This is a genomic window from Streptomyces pseudovenezuelae, assembly GCF_029892565.1.
Taxonomy (GTDB): domain Bacteria; phylum Actinomycetota; class Actinomycetes; order Streptomycetales; family Streptomycetaceae; genus Streptomyces; species Streptomyces pseudovenezuelae_A.
Map to the genome: position 1 here is coordinate 1 of NZ_JARXVH010000008.1, position 14,080 is coordinate 14,080.

Annotated in this window: 12 protein-coding genes; 5 read left to right on the top strand and 7 right to left on the bottom strand. The window is 69.5% G+C overall.

Going from position 1 to position 14,080, the window contains the following annotated elements; all coding sequences use genetic code 11:
* Positions 1 to 3,625: amino acid adenylation domain-containing protein (locus tag M2283_RS25730; protein WP_280878745.1), on the bottom strand; the 3,625-nt coding region annotated here is incomplete at its 3' end.
* Positions 3,626 to 3,833: 208 nt separating this feature from the next.
* The gene (locus tag M2283_RS25735) at positions 3,834 to 4,043 is read right to left on the bottom strand and encodes an MbtH family protein (protein ID WP_280878746.1); all 210 of its coding nucleotides are present in this window, start codon (positions 4,041 to 4,043) and stop codon (positions 3,834 to 3,836) included.
* A gap of 441 nt (positions 4,044 to 4,484) precedes the next feature.
* Between M2283_RS25735 and M2283_RS25740 the strand changes: the two genes are divergently transcribed.
* From M2283_RS25740 to M2283_RS25755, 4 genes are read left to right on the top strand one after another with little or no spacing between them, the layout of a single operon-like run.
* Complete coding sequence (locus tag M2283_RS25740; protein WP_280878747.1) at positions 4,485 to 5,471, top strand: beta-ketoacyl-ACP synthase 3; 987 nt, start codon at positions 4,485 to 4,487, stop codon at positions 5,469 to 5,471.
* A gap of 18 nt (positions 5,472 to 5,489) precedes the next feature.
* The gene (locus M2283_RS25745; RefSeq protein WP_280878748.1) at positions 5,490 to 5,726 is read left to right on the top strand and encodes an acyl carrier protein; all 237 of its coding nucleotides are present in this window, start codon (positions 5,490 to 5,492) and stop codon (positions 5,724 to 5,726) included.
* Complete coding sequence (locus tag M2283_RS25750; RefSeq protein ID WP_280878749.1) at positions 5,723 to 6,961, top strand: beta-ketoacyl-[acyl-carrier-protein] synthase family protein; 1,239 nt, start codon at positions 5,723 to 5,725, stop codon at positions 6,959 to 6,961. The genes M2283_RS25745 and M2283_RS25750 overlap by 4 nt, the downstream gene beginning before the upstream one ends.
* 16 nt (positions 6,962 to 6,977) lie before the next feature.
* A complete protein-coding gene (locus M2283_RS25755) occupies positions 6,978 to 8,015 on the top strand; it encodes a MupA/Atu3671 family FMN-dependent luciferase-like monooxygenase (protein WP_280878750.1) in 1,038 nt (345 codons plus the stop codon).
* 115 nt (positions 8,016 to 8,130) lie between these two features.
* Here the strand turns inward: M2283_RS25755 and M2283_RS25760 are convergent, their stop codons facing one another.
* Complete coding sequence (locus tag M2283_RS25760; RefSeq protein WP_280878751.1) at positions 8,131 to 9,195, bottom strand: ParB/RepB/Spo0J family partition protein; 1,065 nt, start codon at positions 9,193 to 9,195, stop codon at positions 8,131 to 8,133.
* Positions 9,196 to 10,070: 875 nt separating this feature from the next.
* On the opposite strand from M2283_RS25760, the gene M2283_RS25765 reads away from it, so the two are divergent.
* Positions 10,071 to 11,156 carry a prephenate dehydrogenase gene (locus tag M2283_RS25765; RefSeq protein ID WP_280878752.1) on the top strand — a complete coding sequence of 362 codons (1,086 nt, stop codon included), beginning with the start codon at positions 10,071 to 10,073 and terminating at the stop codon, positions 11,154 to 11,156.
* A gap of 54 nt (positions 11,157 to 11,210) precedes the next feature.
* On the opposite strand, the gene M2283_RS25770 is transcribed toward M2283_RS25765, so the two are convergent.
* Genes M2283_RS25770 through dpgB form a run of 4 tightly spaced genes read right to left on the bottom strand, consistent with a single transcriptional unit; the run spans position 11,211 to position 14,078 of the window.
* Entirely contained in the window at positions 11,211 to 11,774 is a 564-nt protein-coding gene (locus tag M2283_RS25770; protein ID WP_280878753.1) for an enoyl-CoA hydratase-related protein, read from the bottom strand.
* Positions 11,723 to 12,016, bottom strand: a complete 294-nt coding sequence (locus M2283_RS25775) for an enoyl-CoA hydratase-related protein (protein WP_280878754.1) — start codon at positions 12,014 to 12,016, stop codon at positions 11,723 to 11,725. The genes M2283_RS25770 and M2283_RS25775 overlap by 52 nt, the downstream gene beginning before the upstream one ends.
* The gene (gene dpgC / locus M2283_RS25780) at positions 12,013 to 13,362 is read right to left on the bottom strand and encodes a (3,5-dihydroxyphenyl)acetyl-CoA 1,2-dioxygenase DpgC (RefSeq protein WP_348538922.1); all 1,350 of its coding nucleotides are present in this window, start codon (positions 13,360 to 13,362) and stop codon (positions 12,013 to 12,015) included. Before dpgC ends, M2283_RS25775 begins: the two co-directional genes overlap by 4 nt.
* Complete coding sequence (gene dpgB / locus M2283_RS25785; protein WP_280878755.1) at positions 13,359 to 14,078, bottom strand: enoyl-CoA-hydratase DpgB; 720 nt, start codon at positions 14,076 to 14,078, stop codon at positions 13,359 to 13,361. Before dpgB ends, dpgC begins: the two co-directional genes overlap by 4 nt.
* Positions 14,079 to 14,080: the final 2 nt, after the last annotated feature.

Below are 14,080 nucleotides of genomic sequence, written 5' to 3' on the forward strand. Positions count from 1 at the left end.
CCACCAACACCAACACATGCTCACCCGGCCCCACCACGAACAACCACGCCCGCACCGGCACCTCAACCGCAAGATCAAACGCATACCCAGCAGCCTTGACCACTTCTTCGGCCAGGTCCGACGGGCCGTCGGTCTCGCGTGTCGTGTTCGGTGTGGGGCCCGATACCGAGCCCGATAGGTCGGTGAGGGCCTGGAGGCGGTCGTATGTCTCCTGGGTCTTCACGGCCTCGGTGACCGTCACGTCCCAGGACAGTTCGTCGAGGTCGAGCACCCGCTGGTAGGGCTCGCCGTCCTCGGCCGGGAACACCGTGCGCAATGCCTCGTGCCGCTCCAGGACATCCCGCAGGGCGGACTTGAGCGCGTCCCGGTCCAGGGGTCCGGAAAGACCCAGTACGAGCGGGGCGTTATACGTGGCGTTGGGTCCCTCCAACTGGCCGACGAACCACAGGCGTCGCTGCGCGAAGGACAGGGGTATGCGCTCCGGGCGCGCGCCGGCGATCAGCGCGGGGCGGGAATCCTCGGCGCCTGCGAGCCGTGCGGCCAAGGAGGCCACGGTGGGGGCCTCGAACACGTCGGCGATCTGGACTTCGACACCCAGCAGGGCCCTGACCCGGCTCACCAGGCGGGTCGCCAGCAGAGAGTGCCCACCCAGGTCGAAGAAGTCGTCGTCGACCCCGACGCGCTCCAGTCCCAGGATCTCGGCGAAGGCGGCGCAGAGGATATCCTCCCGCGCCGTGGCTGGTGCCCGGCGCGTGCCGGTCGGGTAGGTGGGCCGTGGGAGCGCCCTGCGGTCGATCTTTCCGTTGCTTGTCAGGGGGAAGGCGCCGAGTACAACGACGGCACTCGGCACCATGTATTCGGGGAGCCGTCCGGACGCGAACGTGCGCACGGCGGTGGGCAGTTCGGCGATGCGGGCGCCGTCGGCCGCGACGACGTACGCCACCAGGCGCTTGTCTCCGGCGGGTTCCTCGTCGACTGTCACGATGGCCTGTTCGACGTCGGGGTGTGCGGTCACCACGGACTGCACCTCGCCGGGTTCGATCCGATAGCCGCGGATCTTCACTTGGTCGTCGGCCCGGCCGACGAAGGCCAGTTGGCCGTCGGCCGTCCATTTGACGCGGTCTCCGGTCTGGTACATGCGGGTACCGTCCGCGGCGAACGGGTCGGCGACGAACCGTTGTCCGCTCAGTGCCGGCCGCCCGAGGTAACCCCGGGCCACTCCGGTTCCGCCGACGTACAGGTCTCCGACGACTCCGGCCGGAACCGGAAGCAGCGCCTGGTCCAGTACGTACACCCGGGTGTTGGCGTTGGGTGTGCCGATGAAGGGCTCGTCGTGGGCGTGCAGGGCGCCGGTCATGGTGGCGCAGACCGTCACCTCGGTGGGGCCGTAGGCGTTGATGAACGTCCGGCCCGGGGCCCAGCGTGCCAGCAGGTCCTTGCCGAGTGCTTCGCCCGCGGAGATCAGGGTGGTCACGGAGGGAAGGTCTTCGGGAGCGAGTACCGCGAGTACGGCCGGGGGCAGGGTCGCGTGGGTGACGCCGTGCCGGTTGAGCACGTCCACCAGGCCTGATCCGGGCAGCAGTTCCTCGGCGGGGGCCACCACCAGCCGCGCGCCGGTGCCCAGTGCCATCAGCAGTTCCCAGGTGGCGGCGTCGAAGCCGACCGACGCGAACTGCAGCACCCTGGCACTCTCGTCGACGCCGCATCGCCGGGCCTGCACCGCGGCGAGGTTCACCGCGCCGGCGTGGGTGAGCATGACGGCCTTCGGTGTGCCCGTGGATCCGGAGGTGTAGATCACGTAGGCCAAGCCGTGCGACTTCAGGGCTACTTGGGGCGCCGTGACGGGTGCGGACGCGAGGGCGGCCTGTACGGGGGCGGAGTCCACGGCGAGTGTCAGGACGCGCCTGACGGGGAGGTCGTCGAGGAGTTCCTCCTTGCCGAGCAGCATCGCGGCGCGGCTGTCGGCGAGCATGAAGCCGATGCGTTCGGCGGGCAGCGAGGTGTCGATCGGCAGGTAGGCCGCGCCGGCTTTGAGCACCGCGACCAGGGACACCACCAGGTCCACGCCGCGCTCCATGGCGACCGCCACCACGGACTCCGGTCCGACCCCGTGGGCCTTCAGGTGGTGTGCCAGGCGGTTGGCCCGCTCGTCGAGTTGTGCGTACGACAGCCGGAGTTCGTCGGATGCCACGGCCACGGCGTCCGGTGTCCGCGCCGCCTGGGCGGCGAAGAGTGCGGGGACCGTGGTGGCCGCGATGTCTGTGCCGGTCCCGTTCCATTCGAGCAGCACGCGCAGGCGCTCGCCGTGTTCCAGAAGGTCCACGCGGCCGACCGGGTCGGTGGGGGCGGCGGTGACGATCCAGTTCAGGATGTGCAGGAAGCGGCGGGCGATGTCCGTGGCCGCGGCGGGCTCGTGGACGTCGAGGTTGACGTCCACGTCGAGCTGTACGCCGGGTTCGCCAGGCCTGGTGTAGAGGTCGATGCGGGCGTTGTCGATCGGCCCGGTGGAGAGGTTGTGGCAGGTGATCCGGCAGTCACCGAACCGTTCGGGATAGTCGAAGGACATGACGTTGACGTGCAGGCCGCACAGCGTGTCGCCCTTCGCGTGCTTCAGGTCTCGGAGGGTGTTCTCGTAGCGGTACCGCTGCTGGCGCCAGCCCTCGCGGACGGTGCCGGTGGCCTGTCGGATCACGTCCGCGAGGGTGGTCTCCCGGTCGAACCGGACGCGTACCGGCATGTTGTTGGCGGTCATGCCGGGAATGCCGAGGGCTCGCTCGCCGAGCCGGCCGGCCACCGGGAGGCCGATGGTGACGTCCTGGTCTCCGGTGACACGGTGCTGGTGAATGGCCGCCGCGGTGATCACCAGGCCCGCGAGGCTGGTCCTCAACTGCCGTGCGGCGGCCTCGAGTTCGGTGACCTGTTCGGCGGCGATACGGTCCCGATGGCGCACCAGGGTGTCGGCCAGGCGCCCCCCTGTGGGGCCGCCGGCTCCGTCCGTGTCCGCGAGGTCGGACAGGGTGTCGAGCCAGTATGCGCGGTCGAGCGCGAAGTCGGGTGAGTCCTGGTAGGCGCGGTCCGCAGCCAGCAGTACGGACAGGGGCTCCAGTGGCCGGCCCTCGGGGGCTCGGCCGGTCAGGAGTGCGTCGTAGAGCCGGCCGACCCGGCTGGCGATGGGGCCCGCGGCCGGGCCGTCGACGATGAGGTGGTGGTAGCGCTGGTACCAGAAGTGGTGCTCGGGGCCGAGCTTGAGCAGGGCGAAGGCGAACAGCGGCCCGTCCGTGAGGAGGGCGGGGCGGCGGAACTCCGCCCGCATCCATTCCTGGGCGGCCGCGTCCGGGTCCGGCTCGGCGCTGACGTCGATGACATGGACCGGATAGCCGTCGTGCGGGTCGGCGACGTACTGCATGGGGGTGCCGTCGACCACCCGGAAGCGCAGCCGGAGGCTGTCCGCCTCGTCGACGGTGCGCCGCAGGGCCTCCACGAAGAGCTCGACGTTCAGATCGCCATTGATCTCCAGATACTCGGCGACGTTGTAGATCGGGTTTTCGGGCGCGAGTTGCTGCGCCTGCCAGATCTCCAACTGGCCAGCCATCAGATGCTGGATCTCTCGGTCGATAGCAGCCATTCCCGTCCACCCCAAGTATTCCGGCACGCCTATTGACAAACGCAGGTCAGCCGCCGTTCAGGCATGCTGAAAGGCGCCCAGTTCCAGTGAGAGAACTGCGCCTTGGCAATTGGAAGTCCATGGAGCGCGGACAGCGCCCCGGCAGTGTGTCAAGCAGGATCGCCGCCGCTCGGCGGACCCGAAAGAGGGATCGCCGAGCGGCAGCGGTTCACTTCCCCATGGCCTCGATCAGGCTCTTGGGTCGCATGTCGGTCCAGGACTTCTCGATGTAGTCGAGGCACTCCTGCCGTCCGGCCTCGCCGAATACGGTCTTCCAGCCGTCGGGCACATCGACGAAGACCGGCCAGAGCGAGTGCTGTCCTTCGTCGTTGACCAGGACCAAGTAGATGCCATCCGGGTCGTCGAACGGATTAGTCACGACGCCGTCCCTTCCTGGGTGAATTGAATCGGGCAGCCATGGGTCTGCCCCGATGAACGATGGTCCGAGCCCTGAGGCTAATCAATCCCCGGCGATCACCACACCCGCCGTTCAACTGCGTCGCCGCACCAGTTGAACAAGGCTCCGGTGCGGGACGGGTCCGGTGACGGCGGCTCCTGGCTCCTATGGTCGGAAGGTGCGGGCGGGCGTGAACCGTTGCGGTGAAGGGCAGTTGACGCCTGCCGTGAGGTGCGGTGCCGGCGGGTCGCGGGCCGCCTCGCCGCCGGGCGCTCCGACGGCCGGATGCCTGAAGTCGGCCGCGGTTGTGCCGTGTTCTCGACCTGGATACGGTCGCCGGACGAAGAATTCATGGGGAATGCGATGGCGTCTGCTGTGCCGACAGTCGGTACTCAAAGGAGCGGCGGGATGCAGGTACCGGGCATGAGCGCAGCCGTGGTCGCCGGATTGGGCACCTGTTTACCTTCCACAAAGGTTGACAACGCGTCGCTGCCGGATGACCTGGACACCAGTGACGAATGGATTCGCACCCGGACGGGAATATCCGCGCGCCGTCGGACCGCCCCTGATGTCTCCGTGAACGATCTGGCCTGTGCGGCCGCCGCCAATGCGATGAGTTCGGCGGGGACCGGCACGGTAGGGGCCCTCATTCTTGCCACCACGACACCGGAACGTCCTTGTCCGCCTGCCGCGCCCGAGATCGCGTACCGCATGGGGCAGGGAAGGATTCCCGCATTCGATGTGTCAGCCGTCTGCAGTGGATTCCTGTACGCCGCCGCGGCGGCCGGAGGTCTGATCACGGCCGGCATCGTGGACAGTGTTCTGGTGGTCGCGGCCGAAACCTATTCCCGCATCGTCGACCCCCTCGACCGGTCCACGGCCGTGCTCTTCGGAGACGGTGCGGGGGCCGTGCTGCTGCGCCGCGGCTCCCCAGCCGAGCAGGGCGCGTTGCTCGCGTTCGACCTCGGCAGCGACGGCTCCGGCGCGGAGCTCATCCGTGTTCCCGGCACGCGCGAACAGCCGACCGGCGAGCGCTGGTTCTCGATGGCGGGACGGAAGGTGTATCTCCAGGCGGTCGAGCAGATGACGAACTCGGCCCTGCGGGTGATGAAGGACTGCGCCTGGAGCCCCGAGACGCTCGACCTGCTCGTACCGCATCAGGCGAACGCCCGCATAGTCGAGGCGGTGGCGAAGCGACTCGGCCTGCCACCCGAGCGCGCGGTCTGCGCCCTAGCCGAGGTGGGCAACACGGCGGCCGCCTCCATCCCGCTGGCCCTGGCCGAGGCGATGGCCGCCCATGAACTCGAGCCCGGTGACCGGACCGTACTGACCGCCTTCGGCGGCGGCCTCACCTGGGCATCGGCCGCGTTGGTCTGGCCGCGGCTGACAGCTGTCCATTCAGAGATCTGAGTGAGAAGGGAATGCAGCATGTATGTCACGTACCTCACCACCATCCTGAACACCGTCTACAAGGTTCCCGGCACCATCGACCCAGAGAACTCGTTCATGGAACTGGGGGTGGATTCCCTCTCCCTCGCGGAGCTCGGCGCGCATCTTGAGGACGAGCTGGGTGTGACGGTCGACGAGGAGGATCTGAGCGCCGTCACCACCGTGTCCGGGCTGGCCGTCCTTCTGGAATCCCGAGGCGCGGTCATCCCCGCATGAAATCCAGGGGACTTCGGCGCCCGGAGGTGGTGATCACCGGGCTCGGGATGGTCACTCCGGCCGGGGTCGGCACGGGCCAGGCCTGGAAGACGGTCTGCGCCGGGCTGCCGACGGCCGCCGCGGACCCGCGACTTGAGGGCATGGCCGTCGATTTCAGTTGCGCCGTGCGGGAGTTCGACGCGGACGGGTTGCTGGGTGCCGAGGCGCGCCGGATGGATCCCTTCACGCAGTACGCGACGGCCGCGGCCCGCGAGGCCGTCTTTGACGCCGCACCGGCGGCCGGGGACTGGGACCCGGCCAGGGTCGGCGTGCTCATGGGCACGGCGCTCGGTGGGCACGCCACCTGGCAGGAGCAGGGAGCGCGGTTGCGGGACAGGGGGCCGCGCGCGGTCAACCCGCTGACCGTGCCGAAGGCCATCGGCAATATCGCCGCGGCCAACGTGGCCATGGAACTCGGCCTGCACGGCCCCGCTCTGAGCCTGTCCACCGCGTGCGCGTCGGGCACCACGGCGCTGGGCTTCGCCCTCGACCTGCTGCGCGCCGGCCGCTGCGACGTCGTCCTGGCGGGCGGCACCGAAGCCGGTGTCTCGCCGCTCATGTCCACCGGGTTCGACCGGCTCAAGGCTCTGTCCCGGCGTCGTGACGAACCCGCGGTCGCGTCCCGGCCGTTCGACCGGCAGCGCGACGGTTTCGTGCTGGGAGAGGGCGCCGCCGTTCTCGTACTGGAGCGCGCCGTGGACGTGAGGGCGCGCGGCCGGCACGCCTACGCGAGGCTGCTCGGCTACGGCGAATCCTCGGACGCGCACCACCTCACGGCACCGCATCCCGACGGGCTGGGCGCTCAACTCGCGTTGCGGCAGGCCCTGGAGGACGCGGAGATCGGCCCGTCGGACATCGCGTTCATCAACGCTCACGCGACCAGCACCCCCCAGGGCGATGCCATCGAAGCGCGGCTCGTCGAGCAGGTCTTCGGGAACGCTACACCGGTCACCTCCGTCAAGGGCGTGACCGGACACATGCTGGGTGCCGCGGGAGCCGTCGAGGCCGCGTTCACCGCTCTCTCGGTCGAACAGGGAATCATCCCGCCCACCGCGAACTTCGGCGAGCGGGATCCCGGCACTCCCGAGATCGACATCGTGCACGGTGCGCCCAGACATACGCCCGTAGGTGCGGCCGTCAGCAATTCCTTCGGTTTCGGCGGCCACAACGCGGTCGTCGTCCTCGGCACAGTCTGAGCGAGATGGGGTTTCCGTGGATTTCAGCCTGCTGTATTTCGCCAACCGTGAGGTCGTAGACCCGCCGCAGGAGTACGAACTGCTGCTGGAAACAGCCGGATTCGCCGACGAGCACGACTTCAAGGCTCTCTGGATTCCGGAGCGGCACTTCCATCCCTTCGGTGGCGCGTATCCGAATCCGGCGCTCGCCGCGGCGGCGCTCGCCACCAGGACCCGGCGCATCCGGCTCCGGGCGGGCAGCGTCGTCCTTCCGCTGCGCGACCCGCTGACCGTGGTCGAGGACTGGTCGTTCGTGGACAACCTCTCCTACGGGCGTGTCGATCTGGCGATGGCCACCGGGTGGAACCCCAACGACTTCGTGCTGGCTCCCGACCGGTACGCGGACCGTCGGCAGTACACGCTGGACACGATCGAGGAGATCAAGAGCCTGTGGGCCGGCAAGCGGCTGTCGCGGCGCAACGGCGAGGGCGAGCTGGTCGAAACACTGACGTACCCACGGCCCGTCCAGCCGGAGCCGGACATCTGGCTCACCTGTACGTCGAATCCCGAGTCCTTCGCCCAGGCCGGAGCGCGGGGACTCAACGTCCTGACGGCGCTGCTGTTCCAGAGCACGGACGAACTGACCGAGAAGATCAAGCGTTATCGTGCCGCCCGCGAGGAGCACGGCCACGATCCCGCGGCGGGCACCGTGACCCTCATGCTGCACACGTTCGTGGGAGAGAGCGACCGGGCGGTGCGCGACACGGTCCGTGCCCCGTTCGGCGAGTATCTGCTCTCGTCCATCGATCTGTGGAAGAGGCAGTGGAGCGAGCTCCAGCAGGCCGATCCCGAACGGCTGGCCCAGCTGGCCTTCCAACGCTACTTCCACGCCGCGGCCCTGTTCGGATCGGTCGACAAGTGCACGGCCTTCGCACGCGCCCTCGGGGCGGCCGGTGTGGACGAGATCGCCTCGCTCGTCGATTTCGGAGTCGACGGTCAGAAGGTGCTCGCCGCACTCCCCCACCTCGACGAGGTACGGCGGCGGGTGCAGGAGGGCGAGGCCACGGCCGCGTAGCCACGGTACGGCTGCCGCTGCTCCTTCAGGCCTCGGAATCGGGTGAGCACCCCGGCGCACGTGCTGTGCGGCGGGGTGCTCACCGATCGGAGTCCCTAGGGCTGCGCGTCCCCTCTCACTGCGTGCGTTCGTCCAGCTCCTTCGCGAACTCCGTCCAGGTTTCCGCGTACTGGCGTGCCAGGTCGACCACCAGGTCCCCGCAGTGCGACGGCACCGCATCAGCCAGCTTGGACCAGTCCTGTTCTCCCAAGGCGTTCTGCTGCAGCACCCGCAGCAGACGCCTTCCTTCCTCCTTGTGCCGCAGTGACGGATCACGCAGCAGTTTCTCCAGCAGGGGTACCGGATCCGGCGGGACCAGCCGGGCCTTGCGTGCGGCTCGGCGCTCGCCGGCCCGACCGGGTTCGGGGGTCTCCTGCGGCTCGTCCTCGGCGGCGGACTCGTCCGGCCTCGGCTCCGGCACCGGCGGCTCGCCGGACATGATCCGTTTGCGGACATCGCTCACGGTCGCCGGCGAGATTCCGGCGAGTCGTGCCAGTTCGCGCAGTGACGCGTCCGGGTATTTGGTGATGAGTGCGGCGGCCCGCTCCCGTCCCTCCGCGCTGTTGAGGGGCCTCAGTTTGCCGTCCCTTCCGATGCGTGCGCTCAGCTGCGGGGCGGCGTCGAAGGCACTGCGCCGGACGGCTGCCACCGTCTTGGCGCCCAGCCCGGTGGCCCGTGCGATCGCCCGGTCCGACATCTCGGGATGTGACGAGATGATGCGCTCGGTCGCGGCTCGCCGGTCTTCCTTGGAGAGCGGAAGGCCATGCGTGACATTCGCTTCGACGGCCCGCAGGAAGGCTTCTTCAGCGGTGCCGTCGAAGAACTCGACGAGGATCGACTCGTCGCCCCTGAGGAGGGCCGCCGTCAGACGGTGCATCCCGTCGATCACCCGCATACTGCGCCGCTCCACAAGGATCGGCGGAAGCGGTTCGTCGATCTCCATCAGCCGGCCAACGTGCTCCGTGTCCTGGCCTTCCAGACGCGGAGAGTCAGCGGGAAGGAGCGAGGCGATGGAAATGGAAACGGCGGCTCGTTGCGGAGCTTTCGGATGTCTGGCGGCTCTGATTAGGTCGACTGACTTTTTTGTGGGTTCCCGTCGTCTTAATTGGACAGTCTCGCTCTTCAAACTGATCTCCCCCATTGCCGCACGGTAAGAATCGATTTTTGTCGATGCCTTCCACTGGTCACACCAGCTTGTGCAGAGATTTCAGGGAATGTGGAAGAAGGCGAGCGCCGACTCTCCCTCCCCGTTCCACACATGCAATCCATGCAGGTGAAACGAGAAGCACCACGGACGATCCGGCAACGGCTTCGGTACTCCATCTGACCGTCCCCCACCAGCCCCAGAAGTCTCGTTCGAACATACATCAGAGGTCACGGTTTGGGTACAGAAGCCCTCAAGGCATGCACAAGGTCAACCCCCCGTTCAACTGCGGCACCGCATCGGTTGAACGGCGGGCCGGAGGCCAGCGGCGGGGCCGCCGGACCGGGCCGCCGCAGAGCCTCACCGTGTCACCGTGCCGGACCCCTGCTTCGACCGTCGGAATTTCTGTGCGGTCGCTGATATTCCGCTTCGGATCGAAGGACGACGACACCGGACCGGCAGGCACCGCATCAGAGATGGAATCGAAGGCTCCTTTCATAAACAATTCGGACACAACATCCGCTCACCGCGGTCAATCGTCTCGGACGACACAGCACAGTACGCTGTGACAGGGGCACGAACAAAGAACTCAATGGGCGCATATGTCCAGGTGGCGGCCCTCGTCGGCCGGATGTTTCGGAATCGTCGAGACATCCTCGCCCCACACGGGCATGCGCCCTGAGCGGCCTCTCTCCGCATATGCCTCCCCACGTCAATTCTTCGGCCACGGTCGCCGGTTGCGTCACTGTCTTTCGAATGCGTCCAGACCTTTGAAAGGAACCCCTCATGTCCGCAGGCACCACCGAAGATGCGTCCGCCGTTCGGGTAGCGCGCCCACGACTCCGGACGCCCCGGACGACAGGCGGCCACCGATGAGAAGTGCCACGGTCATCGGAACCGGCGCCATCGGTACATCGGTCGCCCTCGCCCTGACGCGCAACGGCGTGGCGGTGCATCTGCAGGACGTGAACAGCACGGCGGCCAGGACGGCCGAGGCCATGGGGGCGGGGTCGCTCCAGACGCCCCAGGAACCGGTCGACCTCGCGGTGCTCGCCGTACCACCCGCGCACATCGCCACCGAACTCGCGCGCGTCCAGCGCAGCGGCCTCGCCCATGCCTACACGGACGTCGCCAGCGTGAAGGCGGGGCCGCACCGCGACCTGCACAGCGAGAGCGCCGACGCCGCCAGCTACGTCGGCGGTCATCCGCTGGCCGGTACCGAGCGCTCGGGACCGCTGGCCGGGCGGGCCGACCTGTTCGAGGGCCGGCCCTGGGTCCTCACCCCGTCGGCGCACACCGAGGAGGCCGTCCTCAACCGCGCGCTGGAGCTGGTCGCGCTGTGCGCCGCCACGCCGGTGATCATGGACGCCACCTCGCACGACCGGGCCGTCGCCCTCACCTCGCACGCGCCGCACCTCGTCTCCTCCCTCATGGCGGCCCGGCTCGGGCACGCCCCGGAGGCAAGCATTCGGGTCTCGGGGCAGGGGTTGCGGGACGTCACCCGCATCGCGGCCGGCAATCCGGCGCTCTGGCAGGACGTCCTCCATGCCAACGCGGAGGCGGTGGCGGAGATCCTCGACGCCTACGCGGCCGATCTCGGCCTGGTCATCGGCGCGCTGCGCGCCCTGGCCAGCGCGGATCCGGTGGCTCGCAAGCGCGCGGCGGACGATGTGGAGCGACTGCTCGAACAGGGCTGTGAGGGGCGGGCCCGTATCGAGCACAAGCCGGGCACGTCACTGGCCGACCTGGCCGCGGTCACCGTCACGATCCCGGATCAGCCGAATTCGCTCGCCCGGGTGTTCGCCGCCGTCGGCGAGATCGGCGTCAACATCGAGGACGTCCGTATCGAACACTCGCCGGGCCAAGGACAGGGCCTCGTCGAACTTCTCGTACGGCGAACCGCGGCTCCGGAGCTGTCCCGGCTGCTGGGCGCCGGCGGCTGGTCCGCTTCGCACTGAGGGGCGCCCTCGACCCGCGCCGGGCACGACCGGCACAGCGTTGCCCCGGGGTCCTCAGCGGCCCTGCCACCGGGGCGCACGGCGCTCCGCGAAGGCCTGCGGCCCCTCGACGGCGTCCTCGCTGCGCCTGCGCCGCTGCTCCCACTCGAACGGGGTGCTGAAGGCGTCCCCGAGGGGCATGTCCAGCGACCGCATGACCGCCTCCTTGATCGCCCGGACCGCCAGCGGGGCGCTGCGCACCAGATCGTCGGTCCACCCGGCGACGCACTCGTCGAGCTGCCGCAGCGGCACCACCTCGTTGACCAGACCGAGGCGGAGCGCGGCGGCCGCCGTCATACGGCGGCCCGTCAGCAGGTACCCCATCGCTGTCTTCAGGGGGAGCTGACGGGCAAGTCTGAACGCGCCGCCCGCGCCCGGGACGAGACCCAGCCGGGCCTCCGGCAGAGCGAACTCGGCGTGGTCGGCAGCGATGATCAGGTCGCAGGCCAGGGCGAGTTCGAAGCCACCGCCCAGCGCGTAGCCGCTGATCCTGGCGACCACCGGTTTGGACAGCTCGAACCGCTCGGTCAGCCGTGGCCGGCCAGGCTGGCCACGGCTGCCGAACGTCGAGCGCGGCACCCCTCCCGGTCGAGCCGAGCCCGCTCGCGCAGGTCCTGCCCGACCGAGAAGGAGTGGTCGCCGGCACCGGTGAGAACCGCGACCCGCAGTTCGTCGTCGGCCTCGAAGTCGTGCCAGACGGCGGCGAGTTCCTCGTGCGTCCGCAGATCCATGGCGTTGAGTACGTCGGGCCGGTCGAGTGTGACGCGGGCGACGCCGTTCTTCTTCTCGTACCGAACGCGGGGCTCCCGCGCGTCACTCACCGCGGGCTCGCCCGCCCCGCTGCCGAGAAGCGGCCGACCTTGTCGAGGACGTCGGAGCTGTAGAGGCGCAGCGCCTGCTGGAGGGCGAACTCGGCCATGTAGAGGCGGAAGGCGTCCACCGGTTCCTCGGCGAGGTTCAGCATCCGCCGGTTGGCGACGACGGCCGGTCCTCGGAGACGTTCGAGGCTCCGCTCCACCGCGAGGTCCAGTTCGTCGGTCTCGTGGACTTCGTCCACGAGCAGCCGGGCCGCCGGTTCCGTCGCCCGGATGCGGCGCCCTTCGAGGATCACCTGGCGGGACAGGCGAGTGCCGGCGGCCCGGCTCAGCCGGAGCGCCGAGGCCCCTGGGATTATGCCCTCCTTGGCGGCCGGCAGGCTGAGGAACGCGTCGGACGCGGCGAGGACATGGTCGAACACGAACAGGAGCTGCGCGCCGCCGCCGATGGCGAAGGTGTCCACCGCGGCGACCCAGGGCTTCTCGGCCGTCGTGCCCCGCCAGCCCGCGCCGTCCTCGACGCGGATGCCGCGCAGGATCTTGTGGAGGTAGCCCAGTTCGCGCCGCAGGAGGAAGTCGACCAGTGAAATGCCGCCGCCGTGCAGGGACTTGAGGTTGATGCCCGCGCTGAACACACGCCGCCCCCGGTAGCGGGGGTGTGTCATCTCGCCGCCGCGCAGCAGACAGACCTCCGTCCCGGTGTCCAGGAGTGCGAGGTCGACGGCCGTCTCCATGTCGTCGATCTGCTGGTTGTCCTCGGCGTTGAGACAGTCGTCGCGGCACATGGTCAGGCGGGCCACCGCGGCGTCGCGATCCAGTCGTACGGAGCCCAGGTCCGCCGTGCCGGTTCTGCTGAACTCCGCCAGCAGGGCGAGTGCGCGGGGGGTCGGGGTGAGCAGGGTGTCGATCAGGTGCGGGCCTGCCTGCGACGAGCGCAGCACCCGGCTGAAGAAGATGCCCTGATCGATCTCGTGTCCTTCCTTTCCCGCCTGTGGCAGGGCGCGTTCTGCCTTGAGCCGGTCGGCCGTGGGCACCAGTCCGGGGAACGCCGTCGCGGCGGCCTCGGCGAGTTCGGCGAGCCTTGGGCGGCGGGTGCGGCCGGCGGTGAGTTCGTCGTAGACCGCGTCGGTGTGCGCGTCCATGAAGGCGGCGCGCAGTGTCCGGGTGGCGTCGAGCGCCGCCGCGGCGCGGTCGCGCTGGCGCGGTGACCGTTCCTGCGGCCCGGGCAACGCGTCCAGGAGCTCGTCGGTATGTCCGGCGGACTCGGCGAGCGCGGCCCGGGCGTACATCAATTCGGCTTCCCCGGAGGCGAGTTGGCTTCCCCGCGAGGGCTGGTCGTCGTCGGCGGTCACGACGCGGCTCCACCCGCCGCCACGGCCGCCCGCCGCAACGTGCGGTCGCAGGCGGCCAGATGGGCGCCGAGCGCCTCCTCGAAACCGGTGGTGGAGGCGTCGAGCATCAGCTGCCGCCGTATCGCCAGTTCGGTGCCCGAGACGGTCGCGAGCCGTTCCCGGGCGAGAGCCAGGGTGCGGGCGGGGTCGTCCGACAGTTCGTCGACGAGGTGCAGTGCCAGTGCCTCGGACGCCTCGACGGGGGTGCCGAAGAGCAGTGCACGGCGGATCACGGAACCGCTCGCGCCGTGCCGGCCGAGCCTGTACAGCGCCATGCCCGGCCAGGTGCCGCCCTCCCCGGCCGGCAGCCGCAGTCGTACGGAGTGGGTGGCGATGCGGTAGTCGGTGGCCAGCAGCGCGTCCAGGGCCAGTCCGCCGCAGTCGTCGGCCGCGACGGCGACGGTGGCGGCCGGCAGGCGCTCCAGGCGGCGCAGTGCGCGTTCCCACTTGCTCACCAGGGACACCGTCGGATTCCCCGCCCAGGGTTCTTCGGGGGCGCCGGACACGTGGACGACGACCTTGCTCCGGCCGCCGCGGTCCTCGGCGCTGTCGCAGGCCGCGCTCACCGCTCCGATCCACTCGGCCGACAGGGCCTGGCGTCCGTCGATCCGCAGCACCAGTTCGTCGGCTCCGTCGTGGAACCCGTCGGTCTGCGGCATGCTCTTGCGGGTGTTCATCT

Excerpts from the sequence above, each read along its gene's own strand:
- M2283_RS25740 (WP_280878747.1), top strand. The coding sequence starts at position 4,485 with ATGAGCGCAGCCGTGGTCGCCGGATTGGGCACCTGTTTACCTTCCACA.
- M2283_RS25745 (WP_280878748.1), top strand. The coding sequence starts at position 5,490 with ATGTATGTCACGTACCTCACCACCATCCTGAACACCGTCTACAAGGTT.
- M2283_RS25750 (WP_280878749.1), top strand. The coding sequence starts at position 5,723 with ATGAAATCCAGGGGACTTCGGCGCCCGGAGGTGGTGATCACCGGGCTC.
- M2283_RS25760 (WP_280878751.1), bottom strand. The coding sequence starts at position 9,195 with ATGGGGGAGATCAGTTTGAAGAGCGAGACTGTCCAATTAAGACGACGG.
- M2283_RS25765 (WP_280878752.1), top strand. The coding sequence starts at position 10,071 with ATGAGAAGTGCCACGGTCATCGGAACCGGCGCCATCGGTACATCGGTC.
- dpgB (WP_280878755.1), bottom strand. The coding sequence starts at position 14,078 with ATGAACACCCGCAAGAGCATGCCGCAGACCGACGGGTTCCACGACGGA.